22 protein-coding genes are annotated in these 21073 nt (G+C 69.7%); 17 read left to right on the forward strand and 5 right to left on the reverse strand.

Translation table 11 applies throughout. From position 1 onward, the window contains the following. Window positions 1–72 precede the first annotated feature (72 nt). The 16 genes from HC028_RS22265 (at window position 73) to HC028_RS22340 (ending at window position 17139) form a co-directional block, all read left to right on the forward strand. On the forward strand, window positions 73–1965 hold the full coding sequence (locus tag HC028_RS22265) for a PAS domain-containing sensor histidine kinase (RefSeq protein ID WP_168079329.1): 1893 nt from the start codon (window positions 73–75) through the stop codon (window positions 1963–1965). Between the two features lie 190 nt (window positions 1966–2155). Beyond that, window positions 2156–3304, forward strand: a complete 1149-nt coding sequence (locus HC028_RS22270) for a peptidoglycan DD-metalloendopeptidase family protein (protein WP_168079330.1) — start codon at window positions 2156–2158, stop codon at window positions 3302–3304. A gap of 336 nt (window positions 3305–3640) precedes the next feature. Next, complete coding sequence (locus HC028_RS22275) at window positions 3641–4279, forward strand: LuxR C-terminal-related transcriptional regulator (RefSeq protein ID WP_168079331.1); 639 nt, start codon at window positions 3641–3643, stop codon at window positions 4277–4279. A 288-nt stretch (window positions 4280–4567) separates the two neighbouring features. Further along, complete coding sequence (locus HC028_RS22280) at window positions 4568–6238, forward strand: GspE/PulE family protein (RefSeq protein WP_168079332.1); 1671 nt, start codon at window positions 4568–4570, stop codon at window positions 6236–6238. Between the two features lie 175 nt (window positions 6239–6413). Further along, window positions 6414–7535 carry a type IV pilus twitching motility protein PilT gene (locus HC028_RS22285; RefSeq protein ID WP_275408279.1) on the forward strand — a complete coding sequence of 374 codons (1122 nt, stop codon included), beginning with the start codon at window positions 6414–6416 and terminating at the stop codon, window positions 7533–7535. A gap of 11 nt (window positions 7536–7546) precedes the next feature. Beyond that, window positions 7547–8776: a type II secretion system F family protein gene (locus tag HC028_RS22290; protein ID WP_205861620.1), complete on the forward strand. Its 1230-nt coding sequence runs from the start codon at window positions 7547–7549 to the stop codon at window positions 8774–8776. A 132-nt stretch (window positions 8777–8908) separates the two neighbouring features. Next, window positions 8909–9361, forward strand: a complete 453-nt coding sequence (locus tag HC028_RS28570; protein ID WP_168079334.1) for a type IV pilin protein — start codon at window positions 8909–8911, stop codon at window positions 9359–9361. Window positions 9362–9436: 75 nt separating this feature from the next. After that, entirely contained in the window at window positions 9437–10225 is a 789-nt protein-coding gene (locus tag HC028_RS22300) for a prepilin peptidase (protein WP_168079335.1), read from the forward strand. 29 nt (window positions 10226–10254) lie between these two features. Then, window positions 10255–11277 (forward strand): type IV pilus assembly protein PilM, encoded by a 1023-nt coding sequence (gene pilM, locus HC028_RS22305; protein ID WP_168079336.1) that lies wholly within the window; start codon window positions 10255–10257, stop codon window positions 11275–11277. Next, window positions 11277–11993: a PilN domain-containing protein gene (locus HC028_RS22310; protein ID WP_168079337.1), complete on the forward strand. Its 717-nt coding sequence runs from the start codon at window positions 11277–11279 to the stop codon at window positions 11991–11993. Before pilM ends, HC028_RS22310 begins: the two co-directional genes overlap by 1 nt. Continuing rightward, window positions 11993–12595, forward strand: coding sequence for a type IV pilus inner membrane component PilO (locus HC028_RS22315; protein WP_168079338.1), 603 nt, complete (start codon window positions 11993–11995; stop codon window positions 12593–12595). Before HC028_RS22310 ends, HC028_RS22315 begins: the two co-directional genes overlap by 1 nt. Continuing rightward, the gene (locus HC028_RS22320) at window positions 12595–13185 is read left to right on the forward strand and encodes a prepilin-type N-terminal cleavage/methylation domain-containing protein (RefSeq protein ID WP_168079339.1); all 591 of its coding nucleotides are present in this window, start codon (window positions 12595–12597) and stop codon (window positions 13183–13185) included. The genes HC028_RS22315 and HC028_RS22320 overlap by 1 nt, the downstream gene beginning before the upstream one ends. Next, entirely contained in the window at window positions 13182–13781 is a 600-nt protein-coding gene (locus HC028_RS22325; RefSeq protein ID WP_168079340.1) for a type II secretion system protein, read from the forward strand. Before HC028_RS22320 ends, HC028_RS22325 begins: the two co-directional genes overlap by 4 nt. A 1-nt stretch (window position 13782) precedes the next feature. Beyond that, complete coding sequence (locus HC028_RS22330) at window positions 13783–14820, forward strand: RICIN domain-containing protein (RefSeq protein ID WP_168079341.1); 1038 nt, start codon at window positions 13783–13785, stop codon at window positions 14818–14820. Window positions 14821–14950: 130 nt separating this feature from the next. Continuing rightward, entirely contained in the window at window positions 14951–15940 is a 990-nt protein-coding gene (locus HC028_RS22335; protein WP_168079342.1) for a hypothetical protein, read from the forward strand. Between the two features lie 11 nt (window positions 15941–15951). After that, window positions 15952–17139 carry an alpha/beta hydrolase gene (locus HC028_RS22340; protein ID WP_168079343.1) on the forward strand — a complete coding sequence of 396 codons (1188 nt, stop codon included), beginning with the start codon at window positions 15952–15954 and terminating at the stop codon, window positions 17137–17139. Here the strand turns inward: HC028_RS22340 and csrA are convergent. From csrA to flgN, 5 genes are read right to left on the reverse strand one after another with little or no spacing between them, the layout of a single operon-like run. Continuing rightward, on the reverse strand, window positions 17078–17344 hold the full coding sequence (gene csrA / locus HC028_RS22345; RefSeq protein ID WP_168079344.1) for a carbon storage regulator CsrA: 267 nt from the start codon (window positions 17342–17344) through the stop codon (window positions 17078–17080). The two genes, HC028_RS22340 and csrA, sit on opposite strands and share 62 nt — an antisense overlap. Before the next feature lie 51 nt (window positions 17345–17395). Next, entirely contained in the window at window positions 17396–17824 is a 429-nt protein-coding gene (fliW, locus tag HC028_RS22350; protein WP_168079345.1) for a flagellar assembly protein FliW, read from the reverse strand. Window positions 17825–17842: 18 nt separating this feature from the next. Then, window positions 17843–18736, reverse strand: a complete 894-nt coding sequence (gene flgL / locus HC028_RS22355) for a flagellar hook-associated protein FlgL (protein WP_168079346.1) — start codon at window positions 18734–18736, stop codon at window positions 17843–17845. A 10-nt stretch (window positions 18737–18746) separates the two neighbouring features. Beyond that, window positions 18747–20141: a flagellar hook-associated protein FlgK gene (gene flgK / locus HC028_RS22360; RefSeq protein WP_168079347.1), complete on the reverse strand. Its 1395-nt coding sequence runs from the start codon at window positions 20139–20141 to the stop codon at window positions 18747–18749. Beyond that, window positions 20141–20623, reverse strand: coding sequence for a flagellar export chaperone FlgN (gene flgN, locus HC028_RS22365; RefSeq protein ID WP_168079348.1), 483 nt, complete (start codon window positions 20621–20623; stop codon window positions 20141–20143). Before flgN ends, flgK begins: the two co-directional genes overlap by 1 nt. Window positions 20624–20889: 266 nt before the next feature. On the opposite strand from flgN, the gene HC028_RS22370 reads away from it, so the two are divergent. Next, a partial coding sequence (locus HC028_RS22370; protein ID WP_338091293.1) for a sigma factor occupies window positions 20890–21073 on the forward strand: 184 nt, incomplete at its 3' end.

Consider the following 21073-nt stretch of genomic DNA (forward strand, 5'->3'; position numbering starts at 1 on the left):
AACGCATTGTCAACACTTGTACGCTATGTTTGAGATTAGTACGAGATGTCAGAATTTCGGGGGAGGCTGGACTTGGTTGCGCGCGCGTCGGGCAACGACGGCTTCCCGACGGGGGACGCGGACCCCGGGTCCGCCGCTGACAGAGCACCCACGCCGACCACCGACGCATACGTCGTCATCGACGACTCCGGCGTCGTCATCGGGTTCGACGGGACGGCCGAATCGCTCCTGGGGTACCCGCGGAACGAGGCGCTGGGCCGGCCGGTGAGCGAGGTGCTCATCCCCCGGCGACTGCGGGCGGCGCACAACGCCGGCCTGCGCCGCTACCGGGAGACCGGTGCGGGGCCACTGCTGGGCACCTGGTTCGAGCTACCCGCCCTGTGCCGGGACGGCAGCGAGATCATGATCGACCTCCTCGTCACCCGGACCGAGCACGCGGGGCGGCCGACTTTCACCGGGCGCTTCCACCCGCTGCGCCAGCCCAACTCCGTGCCCGGCGAACTGCGCCTGCACGCCGACTTCCACCGCACGCTCGTCGAACAGTCCCCGATCGCGGTCGCAGTCCTGGACGAGAACGGAGTGCCCACCTGGCGCTCGTCCGAGGGTGTCGTGGCGCTCGACGGCGACCGCAGCTTGAAGGACCAACTCGTCGACCTCGTCCACCCGGCCGATCTGGACAAGGCCCGTGCGGCGCTGCGCCAGGCTGCGACCGTCGGCCTGGAGAACCCGGTCGAGTTGCGGCTCAAGGCCGACGACGGCACGCTGCGGGCCGTCTCCTTCCTGGCCCGTAACCTGCTCGCGTACCCGGCCGTACACGGGACCGCGCTGTACGCCACCGACGTCACCCGCGCCCGTGCGGCCGAACGGCAGACGCGGATCGAGACCACCCGGCTGATGACGCTCATCGAGTCACTCAACGTCGGGGTCCTGCTGCAGGACGAGCACCGCCGCGTCGTCCTCGCCAACGCGGCGTTCGTCGAGATGTTCTCCCTCGGCGTCACCCCGGACCGGCTACGCGGCGCCGCCGGTGGTTCACCGCTCGCCCGGCTGTACGCCGACGCCGAGGACGTGGAGCGGCGTACCGAGGAGGCGATCCGCCACGGGCGACCCCTGCGCGGCGAGGAGATCACGCTGATCGACGGGCGCGTCCTGGAGCGCGACTTCGTCCCGATCATGCTGGACGGTTCGGCGCTCGGGTTCCTGTGGGTCTTCCGGGACGTGACCACACAGGCCGAGATCCGCCGCAGCCTGGAGGAGCGCGCCAGGATGCTGGCCGAACTGTCGGCACTGAAGACCGAGTTCATCGGGGTCGTCTCACACGAACTGCGCACGCCGCTGGCATCGATCACCACGTTCGCCGCGCTCATGGAGGACGACGCGGCCCTGTTGAACGAGGACCGGAAAGCCGCGACGGTCGCCATCCGGCGCAACGCGGAGCGGATGGCGAGCCTGGTGGCCGACCTGATCCTGCTGGCCAAGCTGGAGTCGAGGGAACTGCCCATCGACGACGCCCCGGTCGACGTGCCGGCCCTCGTTCGCGACGCCGCGGCGAAGCTCGTGCACCCCGATGACCAGCACGTCACGCTGCGGCTCGAGCTCCGTGACGGCCCCGGGCTGCTCGGTGACGCGGCGCTGTTGTCCCAACTCGTCGACACGGCCGTCGGCGTACTCGTGGTCGGTAGCACCCCCGGCGCCGAGGTCGTCGTCCGCGCCGCGACCAGCGACGGCTGGTGGCGGGTCGTGATCAGCACTTCCGCGGCCGACAGCGCCAGCGCGGAGCGGCTGCTGGCGACCCGGCTTCCCCACCCGGACGCCGTCCACAATGGCCGCACCGCCGCGCTGGCCGTGATGCTCGCCCGGGGCATCGCCACCCGGCACGGGGGTGAGCTGTCGATCGCGGTGGACGAGGCCGGTGCGACGGTAACGATCGACCTGCCCATCCGCCGTCGACCCAGCCGCCGTTGAGCCTGCGGCGCTGACGCTGAGGCGTCCCCCGGCCGAGTCTTGGCCGGCTCGTCCCGAGCCCACCCGACACCGGATTACATCGCAACCGCCCCGCATCCTCGCCGCACCGTGCCGGCTCCCCTCGCCCAACAGCCTCGAAAGGCGTGCGGTCGATCGGGCCGTGCTGCTGCTGCGAAACGGGAGGTAGATCATGGCTCGATCCCTCAGGCGGGGCCTGGCCACTGTGGCACTCGCCGCGTCGGCGGGGGCAGCGGTCCTGTTCTGCGGCAACGCACCGGCGGCCGCCGCGGACGCCAGCGCGGTGGTCGACAGTGGGAACACCGCGCTGAAGGTCCGCTCCGGCGCCAGTACCTCGACGGCAGTGGTCGGCCTGCTGCGCAGCGGCGGCCGGGTGACCCTCGTGTGCCAGGTCGCCGGCGAGACCATCCGCGGCCGGGTACGCACCACGAACCTCTGGGACAAAACCGCGGACGGCCGCTACGTCTCGGACGCCTACATCCGCCGCGGCGCGCTCAGCGCCTGCCCGAGCGCCCCCACTCCGCCCCCGGCCGCGCCGCCCACGGTCCCGGTCAGCGCACCGACCACCACTACCGTGGGCACGGTCGACAGCGGCAGCACCCCGCTCAACATCCGGTCGGCCGCCACCACGTCGGCGCCCGTGGTCGGCTCCCTGCGTACCGGCAACCAGGTCACCCTCGTCTGCCAGGTCGCCGGCCAGACCATCAGCGGCCGGGTACGCACCACGAACCTCTGGGACAAAACCGCGGACGGCCGCTACGTCTCGGACGCCTACATCCGCCGCGGCGCGCTCAGCGCCTGCCCCAGCACCCCCACCCCGCAGTTGCCGCCGCAGACCAACCCCGGGGTCAACACCGGCTGGGTGATTCCGGTGCCCGGCGCACCCCTCCAGGTCTTCCGGCCGGTCACCAACCCCACCCACGACGGGGTGGACATCATGCTGCCCCGCGACACCCCGATCGCCGCGGCCAGCGCCGGCGTAGTGATCACCGTCGAGTGCAACACCTCCGGACCGAGCTGCGACGTCGACGGCGGCCCGAGCGTGCGCGGCTGCGGCTGGTACGTCGAGGTCGAGCACGCCAACCAGGTCATCACCCGGTACTGCCACCTGGTCCGCCGCCCGCCGGTCGCCGTCGGCCAGCAGGTCACCTCGGGTCAGGTCATCGGGCACGTGGGTACGTCCGGCAACTCGAGCGGCCCGCACCTGCACTACGAGGTGCACATCGGCCCCGGGGGTGCCACCCGCGCCAACGCCGTGGACCCGATCGCGTTCATGCAGCGGGTGAACGCCCCGCTGGGCGTGCTGGTGGCGAACCGCTAGCGCTTTCGAGGAGGGCGCCCCTCGTCCGGTCTATGCCGTGACAGGGGCGCCCTCCCCACGTACGGGGGCGAGTTACCGGGAAGCCCGGCGCCGGGCGCAGGCTCTGCTCGGTTATCCCGAACCGCTTCCAGACCGCGCCGGCGTAGGCCCCTGCCGGTATCCGCGTCCGGCTGCGCCGGCCGGTTCACGTGGCACGGGACGGAATGGATCACGCGGTGCAGCCCGGGTGCAAAAGAGAAAGCAAAAGGTCACACCCATTGATGCATGGCTAAGAACTGCCGATCTGGACTTAGCCCGGTGTGCGCGGGCGTGGAGAGCACCGCCCCGGGAGGACCCATGAACATTCGGCTGGTTGCCGTCGACGAACACGTGCTGCTGCGCCTTGGCCTGGCGAGCGTCCTGGCCGCGACGCCGGACATCGTGCTTGTCGGCGAGGCCGCGAGCGCTGCCGAGGCCGAGCGCGTGGTCGAGCAGACCAACCCGGCCGTCGTCACCCTGGAACTGTCCCTGCCCGACGGCGACGGCATCTCCACGGCTGGCAGGCTGCGGATTGCCCGCCCCGACCTGGGCATCGTGCTACTCACCGCGTCCAACGACGACGCGCTGCTCTACCGTGCGCTGGACGCCGGCCTCTCCGCGTTCGTCACGAAGTCAGCGCCGGTATCGACCGTGCTGGCCGCGGTCCGCCACGCCGCGACGGCCCCCCACTCGTTCACCGCGCCCGGACTGCAGACGGCGCTGACCCGCCGGAGCTCGCACGGCGGCCTGCTCAGCCCGCGCGAGCGGCAGGTACTCCTGCTCATGCGCGACGGTACGAGCCTGCCCGCGATCGCCACGCGTCTGCAGGTCTCCGAGGCGACCGTCAAGACGTACGTCTCTCGGCTCTACAGCAAGCTGCGGGTCAACAACCGGGCACAGGCGCTGATGGTGGCAGTCAACCAGGGCCTGCTGCCCACCGCCGACGTCGCGGCGTAAAGCCGGTCGCCTTACCACCGCGGCCAGTAAGCAATAGCCCCATGTACATCAATACGTATCGCATTTCGCATATTTGCGGAAGACGGTTATACGTGTAACGCTGACCGTTATCGACCGAGCGACAAGGCTCCGCGCCCGCCCGGTCGGTCAGGGACGGGTGCGGCGGTCGGCAACCCACTGAGGCCCGGCCGCCGCGCCCCCAGCAAGCCGGCGCCCCCAGCAAGCCGACGCTCCCAGCCCCGGCGACGAAACCACTCAGGTAGCTCGCCACGTTTCCGATAGCGTGGCATGTACCAGACATTCCGCCCACTGCTTGAGGCGCTGGAGCGTCTGGGCGTGGACCCGCAGGCGCTCAACCGAGCGACTGAAGAGGCGGAACGCACCGGACGGTCCATCCGCGCCGTGCTCATCAACGATCACGTCGTCACCGAGGACCAACTTACCGAGGCGTCCGCCGACGCGTACGGGATCAAGTTCGTCGACCTCGTCGGGTACCAGATCGACCCGGCCGCGATGGCGAAGATCCCGCTCTCGCTCGTGCTGCGCCACCGCGTCCTGGGCCTGTCCGTCGACGAGCACGAGATCACCGTCGGGATCACCGACCCGGGCGACGTCGTGGCTCTCGACGACGTACGCGCCGCGACCGGACTCACCGTACGCCCCGTCGTCGTCGCCCGGACCGAGCTACGAAAGATCATCGAACGGCTGCGGCGGGAGGAGAACAACCTCGGCGACGTCGCGGAGGCGCTGCGCGCCGAGCAGGCCGCCGCCACCCCCGACCTGACCACCGCCGGCGACGACGCGCCGATCGTGAAGTACGTGAACTCCCTGATCGAGCAGGCCATCGTCAACCGCGCGTCAGACCTGCACCTGGAACCGACCGAGACCGACATGCGCGTGCGCTACCGCATCGACGGCGTGCTGCACGAGATCGACACCGTGCCCAGACACGTGCAGTCAGCGCTCATCTCGCGCCTGAAGATCATGTCGAACGTCGACATCACCGAGCGTCGGGTGCCCCAGAACGGCCGGATCACGGTGCAGGTCAACCAGCGCTCGGTCGACCTGCGCACCGCGACGCTGCCGACCGTGTGGGGCGAGAAGGTGGTGCTGCGGGTCCTGGACACCAGCGGCATCAACCTCACGCTCGACGCGCTGGGGTTCACCGCCGCCAACTACGAGCGCTTCGCGTCGGCGTTCCGCAAGCCGCACGGCATGCTGCTGGTGACCGGGCCGACCGGCTCGGGCAAGTCCACGACGCTGTACGCGACCCTCGCGCAGATCAGCAAGCCGACGATCAACATCATCACGGTCGAGGACCCGGTCGAGTACCGGCTGCCCGGCGTGAACCAGATGCAGGTCGACCACAAGGCCGGCCTCACCTTCGCCGCCGTGTTGCCCGCGATCCTGCGGTCCGACCCGGACGTGGTGCTGATCGGCGAGATCCGCGACCGGGTGACCGCCCAACTCGCCGTCGAAGCGGCGCTCACCGGCCACCTGGTCCTGTCGACGCTGCACACCAACGACGCGCCCAGCACGGTGACCCGTCTGATCGAGATGGGCATCGAGCCGTTCCTCGTCGGCTCGTCCGTCGACTGTGTCCTGGCGCAGCGGCTGGCCAGGCGGCTGTGCGACTGGTGCAAGCAGGAGTACTACCCGACCGCCGCCGAGCTCGCGGCCGCGCGCTGGCCCGTCGACCACCTTCCCACCCCGGAGCTGCTCTGGAAGCCCATAGGGTGCCGCTCCTGCGCGGGCACCGGCTACCGGGGGCGGATCGCGCTGCACGAGGTCATGCCGATGACCAACGAGCTCGAAGAGCTGACGAGCCAGCGCGCGTCAGCTCACGACCTGCAACGGGTGGCCACCTCGCAGGGCATGCACGACCTGCGTACGGACGGATTGGCCAAGGCCGCCGACGGCCAGACGTCGCTGCAGGAGGTCCTCCGGGTGGCGGCCTGAGCAGCCTCGGTGGCTGCCTGAGGTGACCTGAGCGGCCACCGGGCGGTCCGCCCGCCACGATCGTGCATTCTACGCATTTTCCCGTCACACCTTCCTCAACCGCTGCCGTTCCCTGCCGACATATCGACAAAGGCAAGGTCCGTACCGGGAAGCAGGAGATTCACTGGAGGCAGCGGTGCAGGCATCACAGACGCTCGACCCCGTGGTCGAGCCGGCTGACATCGCCCGCGCCCGCGCGTCCCTTGACGACATGCTCAAGGCGCTGGTCGACGTGCACGGATCGGATCTGCATCTGACCGTGGGCGCTCCGCCGACGGTACGGGTCGACGGCCGGCTGTACGCGCTGCCGGACTACGACCGCCTCACCCGGCTGGAGAGCGCGATGCTCGTCCGGGCGGCCGCGGACGACGAGCAGTGGCGCCAGTTCGAGCGCACCCACGAACTCGACGTGGCCTACAGCATCGAAAGGGTGTCCCGGTTCCGGGGCAACCTGTACATGCAACGAGGCTCGTACGGCGCGGTCTTCCGCGCGATCCCGCACGAGGTCAAACCACTGGCCGAGCTCGGCGTTCCGGAGTCGGTGTCCAGGTTCGCCCACCTGCCGCGCGGGCTGGTGCTGGTGACCGGGCCGACCGGCTCGGGCAAGACCACCACGTTGGCGTCCCTGCTCGACCTGGCCAACCGCACGCGCTCGGGGCACATCATCACGATCGAGGACCCCATCGAGTTCCTGCACCCGCACAAGAGCTGCATCGTCAACCAGCGGGAAGTCGGGGCGGACACCACGTCGTTCTCGAGCGCGCTCAAGCACGCGCTGCGTCAGGACCCGGACGTCATCCTCGTCGGCGAACTACGTGACCTGGAGACCACCGCGACCGCCCTGGCTGCGGCGGAGACCGGTCACCTCGTCCTCGCGACGATGCACACCCAGAGCGCCGCGCAGACGATCGACCGGATCATCGACATCTTCCCCCCGCACCAGCAGCCGCAGATCCGCGCGCAACTGTCGACTGCGCTGCAGGGCGTGGTGACGCAGGCGCTCTGCCCGCGGGCCGACGGCGCAGGCCGGGCCGTCATCACCGAGATCATGTTCGTCACTCCGGCGATCCGGAACCTGATCCGGGAGGGCAAGAACCACCAGATCCCGTCGTTCATGCAGTCCGGCAGCAGCGACGGCATGCTCTCCTTCGACCAGCACCTGGCCGAGCGGGTCCGCGCCGGGATCATCACCTTCGAACACGCGCTCGAACTCTGCCACTCGGCCGAGGATCTCAAGCGCCTTGCCAGGCGGATGTGATCGCCGTGCCGATGACCAGAACGTTCGACTACACGATCGTCGACACCAACGGAAGGCACAGCAAGGGCACGATCGACGCCGCCGGCGAGGCGGCCGCCGTACAGCTTCTGCGCCAACAGGGCCTGGTTCCGGTGTCGGTCACCGAGTCGGGCTCGCTGCTGCGCAAGGAGCTGTCGATCCCGGGCCTGGGCGGCCGCACGACACTGCGAGACCTGGCGGTCTTCGCCCGACAGTTCGCCACGATGAACGCGTCCGGGATGTCGCTGTTGCGCTCACTCGCCGTCTTGGAGGAGCAGGCGACGAAGGCCTCCCTGAAGCAGGCGATCGGCGACACCCGGGCCGACATCGAGAGCGGCGTCTCCCTGTCGGCGGCGATGTCCCGGCACGACAAGGTCTTCCCCGCCCTGATGGTGGCGATGATCCGGGCCGGTGAGACCGGCGGTTTCCTCGACAGCGCGCTCGAACGGATCGCGGTCACCTTCGAGAAGGACGCCGCCCTTCGCAGCAAGATCAAGAGCGCCCTGACCTACCCGGCGATCGTCCTGCTGTTCACCGCGCTGCTGGTCACCGGCGTTCTGCTCTTCATCGTGCCGATCTTCGAGGGGATGTTCACGCAACTCGGCGGGCATCTCCCCCTGCCGACCCAGGTCCTCGTCACCGCGAGCCACAGCCTGGTCTGGTCCGGCCCCCTCCTGCTGGCGATCGTCGTGGCGGGCACCGTGCTGCTACGCCAGGGACTACGCCGGCGACCCGCGCTGCGACTCGCGTACGACCGGGTCAAGCTGCGGCTACCGGTCTTCGGCTCGCTGTTCACCAAGATTGCGATCAGCCGGTTCGCCCGTAACCTCGGCACGCTGCTCGGCGCCGGTGTCCCGGTGCTGCAGGCGCTCGACGTGGTCGGCGCCACGACCGGCAACGCCGTCATCGCCGAGGCGATGAAGGACCTACAGACCTCCGTACGCGACGGCCAGCCGATGTCGGCCCCGTTGAGCACCCACACGGTGTTCCCCCGGATGGTCACGCAGATGATCGAGGTCGGCGAGGAGAGCGGCCAGCTCAGCCAGATGCTCGACAAGATCGCCGACTTCTACGACCGCGAGGTCGACAGCGCGGCCGAGGCCCTGACCTCGTCCATCGAGCCGATCATGGTCATCGTCATGGGCGCCATCGTCGGGTCGATGGTGCTGTGCCTGTACCTGCCGATGTTCACGATCTACCAGAACATCCAGGGGGCGCAGTGACCGCACCGTCGAAGCCACGGACCACCCGCCGTCGGCCCCTCATCAACGTCGTGACCGGCACCTCGCCGAATCACGCGCCCGGGCAGCCAGCCCGGCTCCCGTTACCCCCTTCCGAGCTGTAGGAGGCTCACCATGCAGGAAACGCTCCGCCGGATGCGGGAGAAGCGCGCGACCGGCGACCGCGGCTTCACCCTGATCGAACTGCTCGTCGTCGTCGTGATCATCGGCGTCCTGGTCGCGATCGCGATCCCGCTGTACCTGAACTACACCAAGGGTGCGGCGAACAAGTCCGCGCAGTCGGACGTGCGCGGCGCGATCTCGGCCCTCGAGCAGTACTACACCGAGAACAACTCGTACCCGGCGAACGGGGCGAGCAACGGCGGCGTCGTCGACCTCGGCAACGGCCAGAAGGCGACCGTGTCCACCGGCAACACCGTCAAGTTCGCCAGCAGCGGTGGCACCTACATCGTCTGCGGCCAGAACCAGGACGGCCAGACGATCTACGTCTACAACAGCGCCCAGGGCGGATCGGTCAAGAAGTCCACCCAGACCTCGATCGAGGCCTGCGTGTCCAACGGTAACTGAGTAAGCGAGTGTGGCGGCGCGTCAGCTGACGCGCCGCCACACCGTAACCCACCCACGCATCCGGAAGGAGGAATGATGACGACACCCGTACTCGTGGTCGCCGGCGTGCTCGGCCTGGCCGTGGGCTCGTTCCTCAACGTGGTCATCCACCGCCTTCCCCGGGGCGAGTCCCTGCTGCGACCGGGCTCGCGCTGCGCGCACTGCCAAGCACCGATCAAGCCGTGGCACAACGTCCCGCTCGTCGGCTGGCTGGTGCTCCGTGGCCACTGCGCCGCCTGCCAGCAGTGCATCAGCCCGCGCTACCCGCTGGTCGAGGCCGGCACCGCGGCGCTGTTCGTCGCGATCACCGCGCGGTTCGGCCTCACCCTGGAACTGCCGGCGTACCTGTACCTGGCGGCGATCGCGGTGGCGCTGGCGATGATCGACCTCGACGTGCGACGCCTACCCGACGCGATCGTCCTGCCCTCCTATCTTGTCGGCACGCTGCTGCTGATCCCCGCGGTCGCGGCGCACCGGGACTGGCCGGCCGCCGTCCGTGGACTCGCCGCGATGGCCGCCCTGTGGGCGCTCTACTTCGCGATCGCGTTCGTGTACCCGGGCGGGATGGGCTTCGGCGACGTGAAACTCGCCGGCCTGCTCGGCCTGTACCTCGGCTGGCTCGGGTGGAGCTCGGTACTGGTCGGCGCCTTAGCCGGGTTCCTGCTCGGCGGGCTCGTCGGCGCGGCGCTGCTCCTCACCGGCCGGGCCGGTCGCCGGACGGCCATTCCGTTCGGCCCGGCCATGCTCGCCGGCGCGCTGCTCGCCGTGTTCGCCGCGGGCCCCTTCACCACCTGGTACGCGTCCCTGCTCGTCCCCGCCGCCTGACCGGCCTGAACACCCCCAAGGAGCATCTGATGGCCGCCGTGAGCCACATTGGACTCGACATCGGGTCGACGTCCATCCGCGCGGTGGAGGCTGCCCGCGGCAAGGACGGCCCCGTCGTCACGAACTTCGGCCAGGCGGCACTGCCGCCCGGCGCGGTGAAGGGCGGAGTGGTCGGCGACGACCGGGCCCTCACCCTCGCGCTGAAGCAACTGTGGTCGGCCAGCAGATTCCGCAGCCGCAAGGTCGTCCTCGGCGTGACCAACCCGCAGATCGTCGTACGGGAGACGACGCTGGCGAACCTTCCGGAGCGGGAGATGCGCAAAGCACTGCCGTTCCAGGTCCGCGACTCGCTGCCGCTGCCGGTGGAGCGCTCGCTGCTGGACTTCCATCCGCTGGAGGCGCCGAACCGCGGCGAGACCGTACGCGGGCTGCTGATCGCCGCCCCGAAAGAGGCCGTACTGACCATGGTGCGCGCGACCGAGCGCGCCGGCCTGCACGTGACCCGGGTCGACCTGCCGTCCTTCGCGCTGTTACGGGCCGCGTCGCGCACCGACGGTCGGGTCGAGGCGCTGGTCGACATCGGCGCGCACACGACGACCGTGGTGGTGCACCTCGACGGCGAGCCGTTGATCGTCCGGACCATCCCGCGCGGCGGTGCGGAGGTCACCGATGTGCTCGCCGGTCGGCTCGGTGTGGCGGCGCCCGAAGCCGAGGCTCTCAAGTGCCAGGTGGGGCTGCGCGCCGATGCCGACGCCAGGATCGCCGGCATGATCCGAGAGGCCGCCGGCCCGGTCTTCGACGAGATCCGCAACTCGTTCGCCTACCTGAACGCGGGCGGGCGGCAGGCCCAGGTGGCCCGGCTCGCCCTGTCCGGCGGCGGCTGCCTGCTGCCCGGCCTGGCCGAGGCGCTCGGCGCGCATCTGGGCGTCGAGACCGTCATCGCGGATCCGACCGTCCGACTGAGCGGCTGGCGGCGGTCCAGGACCGAGGCCCCCGATTCGTCCCGTCCAGCGACCGCGGTCTCGGTCGGCCTCGCGTTGGGAGCAGCCTGATGACCACGACCCTGATGCCACCCGAGCCGGTCTCGTCCACCGAACCAGCCGCCCGGATGCTCACGATCTCGGCGAACCTGCTGCCGCCCGAGATCATGGAGTCCCGCCATGCCCGCCGGACCCGGCGAATCGTGCTGTCCGCCGTCGCGGCGGTCGCGATCCTGCTCGGTGGCTGGTACGGCCTGGCGAGCCACCAGACGTCCCTGGCGCGCGGCGACCTCGGCAACGCCCAGAGCGACGTCGAACGCCTGGTCCAGCAGCAGAAGCCCTACGCGGAACTGATCCGCACGCAGAACGAGTCTCGGGCGATCGACGCCCGGCTGGCCGCGCTGCTCGCCAACGACCTCCGGTGGGCGCAACTGCTGTCGTCCCTACGCGGTGCGGCGCCGCAGGGGGTGCAGCTCATCGGGGTGACGGGCGGAGTCGCCCCGGCTAAGGCCGGTACGGCCGCCACCCCGCAGGCCGGCACACCGCGGCTCCCGGACACGTCCGGCCAGAAGGTGGTCGGCACGCTGACGCTCAACGGTACGGCCCCCAGCAAGGAGACGGTGGCCGAGTACATCGACGCCCTGGCGAAGGTCCAGGGTCTGGGCAATCCGATGCTGGAGCGGGTGAGCGAAGAGGGCAAGGCGGCCAGCTTCACGCTGCGCGTGGACATCACGGGCCTCGCCCTCGGTGGCCGCTACACCACCGGCACCGCGTCGAAGGGGCGATGATGGGTACCCGATCTGTCAACCGGCTGTGGGTGCTCGGCGGAGTACTGGGCGCCGTCGCCCTGCTCGCCGTCAGCTGGTTCTTTCTCATCCGCCCGCAGTACGACCGGGCGGACGGCCTGCGCAACGAGACCGCTACCGCACAGACCCGCACGATTGTTCTCCAGCGGCGGCTGAGCGAACTGCGACAGCAGAACGGCAACCTGCCGCAGTACCGGGCCCAGCTGGAAGCCAACCGCAAGGCGCTGCCCGCCGAGTCCGACCTGCCGGACTTCCTGCGTGACGTGCAGAGCGCCGGCGACCGCACAGGAGTGTCCGTGAAGGTGCTCACTGTCGGTGCCGCCACACAGGTCACCGCGGGCGGCGCGAAGGTGTACTCGCTGCCGGTCTCGGTCACGGCGACGGGGACCGTGGACAACGTGGGCCGGTTCCTGGCCCAGTTCCAGGAGCGTCAGCCCCGGGCCGTCCTGATCGAGAACACGGGCCTCACCACGTCGTCCGCCGGCGCGGTGGACCTCACGCTCAGCCTTCAGATCTTCGTCGCCCCGCCGGCCGGCACCACGCCCTCCCCCGCGGCCCCGGCCTCGTCCGCTGCGAGCAGCTGATGCCGCGCTCCCGCCCCCTGCTGGCCCCGCGCCCCGCTCGGGACGGGGGCTTCACGCTGGCCGAGGTGGTGGTGTCGATCGCGGTGGTCACCGTGGTGATGGCGGCACTGACCACGTACTTCGTCCGGACCATGACGGTCACCAACCAGCAGCGCGCCATGCAGGTCGCGGTCCAGCTCGCTGCCGACGGCAGTGAGCTGGTACGCGCGATCAAGGGTGACCAGCTCGCCAACGGCCGCGACGAGTGCAGTGCCGGCAAGGCGTGCGGTGCTCCGGTCGCGGGCCTGGACCTGCGCAGCCCGTGGCGGCGATGGGACTACGTCGCCGCCGGCGCGCAGCCCACGCTGAAGTTCCAGGACACCCCGCAGGTCAACGGCGTCACGTACAACCGGTACTGGTACCTGGTGAAGTGCTGGCAGGCCGCCAACAGCGGCACCTGCGGCAGCTCGACCAGTGACGTGGAGTTCTTCCGGGTCATCATCGCCGTGACCTGGCGTGACAGCCACTGCCAGGGCCGTACCTGCGCATACACCACGGCGACGCTGGTCAGCACCGCGTCCGGCGAGCCGCTGTACCCGGAGTCACCGTGACCGGCCGGCGCGTTCACCAGGCTCGTGGTGCCGGCGACAGCGGTATCACGCTGATCGAGACCGTCGTCTCGATGTCGATCATGTCGTTCTTCATGGCGATCTTCACCGTAGGAATCGTGCAGATGTACCGCACGGCGAACCACACCGAGTCGCTGTCCGCGGCCAGCTCGCAGCTCAACACCGTCTTCCTACGCCTGGACAACGGCATCCGGTACGCGACCGCCATCAGCAAGCCGAGTCAGGGTGGTTCCGACTACTACGTCGAGTACCTGACGACGCAACCGGGCGGCCGGGTCTGTACCCAACTGCGCCTGAACACGTCGGCTCAACAGCTCCAACAACGCACCTGGCCGCAGGGATCGCTGGCCCAGGCCACCGCGTGGCGTGCGATCGCGTCGGGGATCAGCGCGGACGCCAACCAGCCGCCGTTCGCGCTGGACCCCATCTCCGGATCCCCGTACGACCGTCTGCGGCTACGCCTCGTGGCCGGCTCCGGATCGCAGACCACCGGAAAGACGCGGTCCGACATCACGTTCACCGCGGTGAACACCGTGACCGCCCCGCATGACGACGTATGCGGTGAAGGGAGGCCGTGACATGAAGCTGTTCGCCCGGCTCCGGCGGCGCGATGACTCGGGTTCGATCCCCATGGCCCTGCTGCTGACGCTGGTCGGGGCGTCGCTGGCCGCTCTGCTGCTGCCGATGGTGGTCAGCCAGGTCAGCGCCACGCGGCTCGACACCCGGCGGGTCAACGCCCTCAACGCCGCCCACGCCGGCCTGCAGGCCGCGCTCGGGCAGATCCGCGACGTCCCCGACCGCACCGCCTGCAAGCCCGTCATCAATCTCCTCGGCGTCGTCACCGTCGGCGGTTGCAGCCTCATCGGCGTCGGCCTGCTCGGCATCGGCATCAACCTCGTCGTCTTCACCAAGTCGAACGGGCTGCCCTGCTCCCCCATCTCGGGCAGCGTGGGCACCGGGAGCAGCGCCACCTACACCGTGACGATGAAGTACCTTCCCGACGACCCGCGACGACACGACGACAACTGGATCCAGCAGAACGACTGGTGCCAGACCAAGAGCAACAACGTCTCCGTCGGCTACGCGCTGGTCCGCTCGCAGGGGACCGACCAGGGCCGCACCCGGACCCTGGAGGCCACGTACATGTTCGAGACCCCCCACCGGAACAGCACCTCCGGCGGACTGATCGACATCAACGTCCTCAACAGCGCCCGGTGCATAGCCGCCCCGTCCAATCCACCCAAAGCCGGCGACGCCCTGCGGGTCGTGACCTGCTCCGCGGGCAACGCCGCGCAGACGTTCCAGTACAACGAGGACCTCACCATCAGGCTGGACGGCTCGCCCGGCATGTGCCTGACGTCCAGCGGGCAGCAGGGCGGCAACGTCACGTTCCAGCCGTGCACCTCACCGCCGAGCCCGTCGCAGCAGTGGTTCCTCAACGACAACGGCGCCTTCCAGGGCGTCACGAGCGGGCTGGCCCCCGCCGTCGGGCTCTGCCTCAACGTGCTGCCCGGCGCCAGCCTCATCACGCTCGACGTCCTCGCTTGTGACGGCACGACCCTCAACTGGCACGCACCGCCCGACGGTCGCCCGTTCCGGGACATCCGCGAGCGCTGAGCCACCGCCACGACCTGCGACCGTTCGGCTGATAGAAGCGATCCGATCGACGCACACCGGGGCGATGATCTCCAAGGAATTCGCCGTACGCTGTGCCCGCGGGTGACGGCGGCGGAAGGAGATAGCGCACGTGTCGCTGACCGGGCTGCCGTTGCTGATCACCGGCGTCGTGGTGACGCTCGTGCTCGCGGTCGCGACCGGGCTGTACTGGCGGTGGACGGCTCGCGCCACGCAGCGCGTGGTCCTGGTCCGCACCGTGCTGCGCCCGCTCGCGCTCCTGCTCACCGAGGCGGTCGCCGTCGCCACCGCCGCGATCGGAGCCAACCGGGCCCTCGAGATCTACCCCTCCTGGTCGGTGCTCTTCGGCGGGGCCCGGACCGTCGACGGCGCCCGGACCGCCGACAAGGCCACCACCGCGCCGAGCGCCGGCCTTGAGGAATGGCTGCACGGCCAGGCGAAGCACGGCCGCGGCAGCGGGCTGGCGTTCGCGTGGAAGCCGGCCGAGGCACTCGCCTGGCGCCTGCCGTCCCCACCGGTCGTCGCCGTACCCGACATCTACTTCCAGGACAGGGTGGCCCGGTTCCCGGTCATCGTGGTGGTCGCACCCAGCCGCGCCCGAGCTGCGGCCGCCGGCTGGGACGACGACCGGCAGGCCCTGCAGATCGCCCACTCCGGCCGGCCCGCTGTCGTCGTGTTCGTCCGGCTCGACGACCCAGCCGCCGCGCTGCCCGTACTCGCCACGGCCCTGCCCGATCAGCTCGGCCGCGACCTGCGGGTCCAGCCCGTCGGCTGGGCAGTGGCCGGGGTCGGGCCGGACCAGCGGTCAGCCCTCGACCTGCTACAACAGAACGGCGACCGGTACCGAGCGGCCGCACTGGTCGACGACGGCACGCACGGGCCCGACGCGCACCTGGTCGACCGGGCCAGGCATGCGGCACCCGGTCTGAGCCTGCGCCTCGTCGCGGCGACACCGGCCGCCGCCGGCCTCGACTCCGACGTCGTTCACCAGCCCACCGCACGGCTCACCGCCGCGCTGCGCTGGCTCGGGCACCAGACGCCGCCGCCACTGGCCAGCCCGCTGGTCGACCCGGCCGTGCCGGCCAGCGGAGGTACGCGGTGAGCCCGTCGAGCATGTCAGCACAGATCCTCACGGTGGTTCTCGCCGTGACCACGGCCGTCGCCACCGGTTGGGCGTGGAATCGGGTACGAGCCTGGTGGCGCTGGCCGACCCGGATGCTCGCGCTCGTCTGCTGCCTGGTGACGGCGTTCGCCGTGGCCGGCGTCGCGGTCAACCGCAAGCTGCACATGTACACCTCGTGGGAACAGTTCACGGGCGACAACCAGGCGGCGCCACCGCCCGAGCCCGCGCCACGGACGTCCGACGCCGGCCCGAAGGCCGGCCGGCTGGTGACCGTGACGATCGACGGCAAGCGCAGTGGCATCCAGCTGCCGGCATACGTCTACCTGCCGCCCTCCTACGACTCCTCGACCGGGCGGCTGCCGGTGATCGAGGCGTTCGCAGGCTTCCCGGGCACGCCACAGACGTGGTTTGACGTAGCGGATCCACGGGAGGTCGCCGAACGGGAGATCAACGCCGGCCGGATGCCGCAGACCATCATGGTCTTCCCGGTCCAGCACCCCAGCCCTACCCGGGACAGCGAGTGCGTGGACGCGGTCGGCGGCGCACAGTTCGACACGTACCTGAGCCTGGATCTCCAGGACTACATCGGCACACACTTCCGGGCCCGCACCGACCGCGCCGGCTGGGGTGTCTTCGGCTTCTCGACGGGCGGGTTCTGCGCGGTCAACCTGGCCATGCGCCACCCCGACCGGTACGCGGCGGCGGTCAGCTTCTCCGGCTACTTCACCGCCATCACCGACCGGACCACCGGCGACCTGTACCGGGGCAACAACCGGGTACGGGATGAGAACAGCCCCCTCTGGAGGCTCAAGAACCTGCCGGCGCCGACGCTCTCGTTATACCTCGCCAGCGCTCAGGACGACCCCAAGGGCGTCGCCCAGATCCAGGACATGATGGCCGCGTCACGGTCACCGCTTCGGTTGACGACCGCGCTGGTCCCCCAGGGCGGGCACACCGGTTACGCGTGGCGCGCGCTCGCACCCGCCGCGCTCGACTGGATGTCGGCCCAACTGGGCGGCCCGATCGAGGGTGTGCCGGGCGGCCGGCCTGACGCAACGGCCACCGCAGTCAGCGGGTTGGCCCCGGCGCCCGGCAACGGCCGGCCCTCCGATGGCCCTAAGAATCGTCACCCGAAGCCTGTGGCTTCTCCCCCTCGGCGGGGCGCAGCAAACGACTGAGCGCCTCGACAGCGACGTCGCTGGGCGACGCCGCCTCCTGGTTCACCTTCTGCAGCTCCAGGTACACCTCTTCGCGGTGCACCTGGACGCTGCGCGGCGCCTTGATGCCGAGCCGCACAACGTCGCCCCGCACGTCGAGGACGGTGATGACGACGTCGTCGCCCACCATGACACTTTCACCGGGACGACGGGTCAGAACGAGCACGCGCTCCTCCTTCACATGACCGGTTAGCCCGGTGAGTGCACGATACCCGATTTATCCAAGAAAGAGGGGCGCACGCACAGGGAGTCCCGTACGACCCAGAACCAACTGGACGGCTCGGCGGGTGCGCCGCGCGAGGATGATCGGCGCCATGAGGTTGGCGCTGGCCTCCCCGGGCCGCTCGCCCGCGTTGATCATAAGGAGCACGAGCAGCTCGTCCGCGTCCACCGCGTCGAGCTCCTCGAGCGTCTCGTCATCGACGTCGACGGAGTAGTCCGGGAAGAACGGGGCCGGCGGCGCCACGAGGAACCGCAGCTCCGGACGGTCCACCGACCTCAGCGAGTACAGCAGTCCGGCCTCGTCCATGCTGACCAGTACGAAGCGACGCTCCCCCGGGAAGCCGGGAATCGGCGCCACGAAATCGAGCACGGGCAGTTCAGCGGTCTCGACTAGCGCGATGGCGTCGAGTACTAGAGCGGTCATCAATCTCCTCCGGTCGCGTTAGCGCAGGAAGTCAACGAGGGACGGCTGCACGACCTTCGCGGCCGCCCCGAGGGCGGCCTGGTAAGCGGCCTGCTGCAGCGACATGTCGCTGATGGTCTTGGGTAGGTCGATGTCCTCGACGTCGGACAGCTGAGCCGTCAACGCGTCGACCCGGTCGTTGGCGGCCTGCTGCATCTGCTCCACCTGGTTGTATCGGGCACCGACCGTGGACTGGGCCGTCTGCAGCGTCCTGAACGCCGCATCGAGCCGGTTGAGGTCGCCGCTGAGAGCGGCGGGGTTGGAATTGAGGTTGGCGGAGAGGTCCGCGAGCACGGTGAAGAGCTGATTGGCGCCCGTACCGAAGAAGGTCGACCCCGACTCGGCCACGGTCACCTTGACGTTGTCGCCCACCGTGCGCATCACCGTGCCGGTGTCACCCACGTAGTTGCCGCTCGTCGCGTCGAGCGCCTGGGCGCCGGCGGTGGTGCCGCCGAAGACGGGGCGGTCGAGGTACTTGGTGTTGGCGATGCCCATCGTGGACGAGCGAAGCTGGTCCACCTCCGCGGCCAGCGCCGCGCGGGCGTCCGCCGATCCGCCGACGCCGTTGGACATGCCCGTCAGCACCAGTTGGCGCACCCGCTGGACTTGGCTGATCATGCTGCTCACCGCGGTGTCGACCGTGCCGAGCCAGCCCAGCGCGTCCTCGGCGTTGCGCGAGTGCTGCTGAGCCGTGGCCAGCTCGCCGCGGTACTGCATGATCGCGACTGCGGCGGTCGGCGAGTCCGACGGCTGCGCTACCTGCTTGCCACTGGACAGCCGCTCCTGGATGTTGCCCAGGCGGCTCAGGTTGCCCTGCAACCCCATGAGCACGTTGGTGGCGATGGAGCGTTCCGTTACGCGGTACCCGGCCATGGTTTGTACCTCAGATCCGGTTGATGAGTGTGTCGAGAGTGGAGTCGATGGTGCTGATGACCCGCGACGCGGCCTGGTAGGCCCGCTGGTAAGCGATCAGGTTGGTCATTTCCTCGTCCAGGTTGACGCCCGACTGCGCCTGGCGTGACGAGTCCACGTCCTTGGTGAGGATGTCCTGCATGCTCGCCAGCCGTTCCGCACGCTGGGCGTCAACGCCGAGGTTCGCGACGAGCCCCCGGTACTTCCAGTCCGGGCCGTTGATCGTGACACCGATACCGGCGATCGCGTCGGCGTTGCTGCCGTCGAGGTTTCCACCGGTGGCCGAAACCCCCGACGCCGCGACCTTGGCCGGGTCGGTGACCAGCACGGCGATGTTTCCGGCTGTGACCGGTACCCCGCCGGGGGTACCGAAGAACGACGCTCCCGTGTTGCCGCTCAGGTCGTAGCCGGCCACGTGCTTGGCGTTGACGGCGTTGGCGAGCGTTTTCGCGACGTCGTCGAGCTGCTGCGAGTACTGCGGGATGATGTCGTTCATGGCTTTCATCGACGACCCGAGCTGCCCGCTCGGCACGATCACCTGGGCGTTGTTGTCAGTCCACTTGAGCCCGACCGTGCTGGACGGGGTCATGGTGTCGAGGCTCCCGGCCCCGTAGACCGCGACCTGCCGGGCCACATCCCCACTGACCAGGCTCGAGCCGCCCAGGACCACATCCAAGGAGCCGTTGGCGCGGGGCACGGCGCTTGCACCGGTGAGTTCAGCCAGGTGCATGACCAACGCGTCGCGCTGGTCGGCGAGCTCGTTGACCGGAAGACCGGCCAGGGTGCCCCGGATGACGGCCTGGTTCAGCTGCGCCGCCTGCGCCGCGGTGTTGTTGACGTCCGTGGCGTATGCGGTGAACTGCTCCCGAGTGGTCTCGAACAGCGACGAGAGCGCGTTGTGGGTGGCGTGCAGGGTGTCCGTGACGGTCTGCGAGCGAGCGATCACCTGGTTGCGAGCCGCCCCGTCACCGGGGTGGTTGGCGAGGTCGTGCCAGGATCCCCAGAGCTCGTTCAACTGCGTCTGCAGTCCGACCTGGCTCAGCGCGCCGAACGCCTGCTGCACATTGGTGAAAACCCGGTTCTGGTCGGCCAGGTAGGTGTTCTGCGCGTGCTCGACGCGGCCACGTGCCTCGAGGAACGCGTCCTGGATCCGCGGCACGCCGGAGATGGTGACTCCCCCGCTGGTGCCGTCGGAGACCGAGTACATGGCGGGTACGGGCGATCCGCCCATCGCCTGCATCTCGGCGCGCTGGCGCGAGTACCCCTCGGTGTTGGCGTTCGCGATGTTCTGCCCGGTGACGTCCATACCGCGCCGCTGGGAGTACAGCGCGCTGAGAGCGCCGGACAGGCCGGAAAAGGTACTCATTACATTGCCTCGTCAATCAGTCGGGCTCGGGGCGCGGCCGCGACGGTCTCGCCGTGGCGGCTGTAGGTCTCGAACGAGCCGGTAACCGCCAGCATCGCCTCACGTACGGCGCGCTGACCGGTGCTGAGCAGGTCTCGGTTCGCCTCGGCCAGGGCGCTGATCTCAGCAGTGAGCGCGAGGAAGGTCTTGCGGTGGTCGCGGAGCAGGTCCGACCAGGGCGAGCCGACAGCGTCGGCCAACTGGGACAGGCTCGGGTTGGAGCCCAGGCCCAACTCGGCGGCGACGGCCTCGACCTCCGCAGCGCGCAGGACTTCGGTCTGCCTGATCTGGTCGAGAACCATCTCGACCTCCCGGGTCGCATGGGCAAGCCAACGGGTGCGACCGGCAGCGAGCACCAACTGCTCCTCTTCAAGCTTGAAGAGAAGTAGTTCGAGCATCTCGCGCTCCCGCCACAGGATGCTCGACAGGTCCGCCAGCCCCATCTCGTCGCCCTTCTCGTCGGCTCGCTCTTGCCCGCGCGCCAGGTACCGGATACGTCGGCAGCTTCACGGCGGCCCTGAGGACTTCCGGCCACAAGACGGCATCTTCTCCACTTGAGAACAACCGTTCGTGGCGGTTATCACGGCAACCGCATTGCAACTCTTCGTGACCTCTTCATACACCCGACGCATTCGACCGTTATTTCGCCCGGCCGGATCGCCAAGTGGCGGGGCGCCACGGAACTGACAGCGCCCACGAAGAGGTCAATGTGTCTGCCAACACCGCCACTCAGTCGTCGAGCTCGGTCGAGAATCTGGTTCGTAGCCATCTTCCGCTGGTCGGCCACCTCGTGCGCGAGATGCTCGGCCGCCTGCCCGCTCACGTCAGCCGCGAAGACCTCGTCTCCGCCGGCATGGCGGCACTGGCCACCGCGGCCAAGGCCTACGACCCCG

Source organism: Planosporangium flavigriseum (genome assembly GCF_011947225.1).
Lineage (GTDB): Bacteria > Actinomycetota > Actinomycetes > Mycobacteriales > Micromonosporaceae > Planosporangium > Planosporangium flavigriseum.

Bases quoted from the DNA above. Each gene is read 5' to 3' on its own strand.
- flgN (WP_168079348.1), bottom strand. From the start codon at position 20,623: ATGGGGCTGGCGGACCTGTCGAGCATCCTGTGGCGGGAGCGCGAGATG.
- HC028_RS28570 (WP_168079334.1), top strand. From the start codon at position 8,909: ATGCAGGAAACGCTCCGCCGGATGCGGGAGAAGCGCGCGACCGGCGAC.
- pilM (WP_168079336.1), top strand. From the start codon at position 10,255: ATGGCCGCCGTGAGCCACATTGGACTCGACATCGGGTCGACGTCCATC.
- HC028_RS22280 (WP_168079332.1), top strand. From the start codon at position 4,568: ATGTACCAGACATTCCGCCCACTGCTTGAGGCGCTGGAGCGTCTGGGC.
- flgL (WP_168079346.1), bottom strand. From the start codon at position 18,736: ATGGCCGGGTACCGCGTAACGGAACGCTCCATCGCCACCAACGTGCTC.
- HC028_RS22300 (WP_168079335.1), top strand. From the start codon at position 9,437: ATGACGACACCCGTACTCGTGGTCGCCGGCGTGCTCGGCCTGGCCGTG.
- HC028_RS22340 (WP_168079343.1), top strand. From the start codon at position 15,952: ATGTCAGCACAGATCCTCACGGTGGTTCTCGCCGTGACCACGGCCGTC.
- HC028_RS22270 (WP_168079330.1), top strand. From the start codon at position 2,156: ATGGCTCGATCCCTCAGGCGGGGCCTGGCCACTGTGGCACTCGCCGCG.
- HC028_RS22315 (WP_168079338.1), top strand. From the start codon at position 11,993: ATGGGTACCCGATCTGTCAACCGGCTGTGGGTGCTCGGCGGAGTACTG.
- HC028_RS22275 (WP_168079331.1), top strand. From the start codon at position 3,641: ATGAACATTCGGCTGGTTGCCGTCGACGAACACGTGCTGCTGCGCCTT.
- HC028_RS22330 (WP_168079341.1), top strand. From the start codon at position 13,783: ATGAAGCTGTTCGCCCGGCTCCGGCGGCGCGATGACTCGGGTTCGATC.
- flgK (WP_168079347.1), bottom strand. From the start codon at position 20,141: ATGAGTACCTTTTCCGGCCTGTCCGGCGCTCTCAGCGCGCTGTACTCC.
- HC028_RS22320 (WP_168079339.1), top strand. From the start codon at position 12,595: ATGCCGCGCTCCCGCCCCCTGCTGGCCCCGCGCCCCGCTCGGGACGGG.
- HC028_RS22290 (WP_205861620.1), top strand. From the start codon at position 7,547: ATGACCAGAACGTTCGACTACACGATCGTCGACACCAACGGAAGGCAC.
- HC028_RS22310 (WP_168079337.1), top strand. From the start codon at position 11,277: ATGACCACGACCCTGATGCCACCCGAGCCGGTCTCGTCCACCGAACCA.
- fliW (WP_168079345.1), bottom strand. From the start codon at position 17,824: ATGACCGCTCTAGTACTCGACGCCATCGCGCTAGTCGAGACCGCTGAA.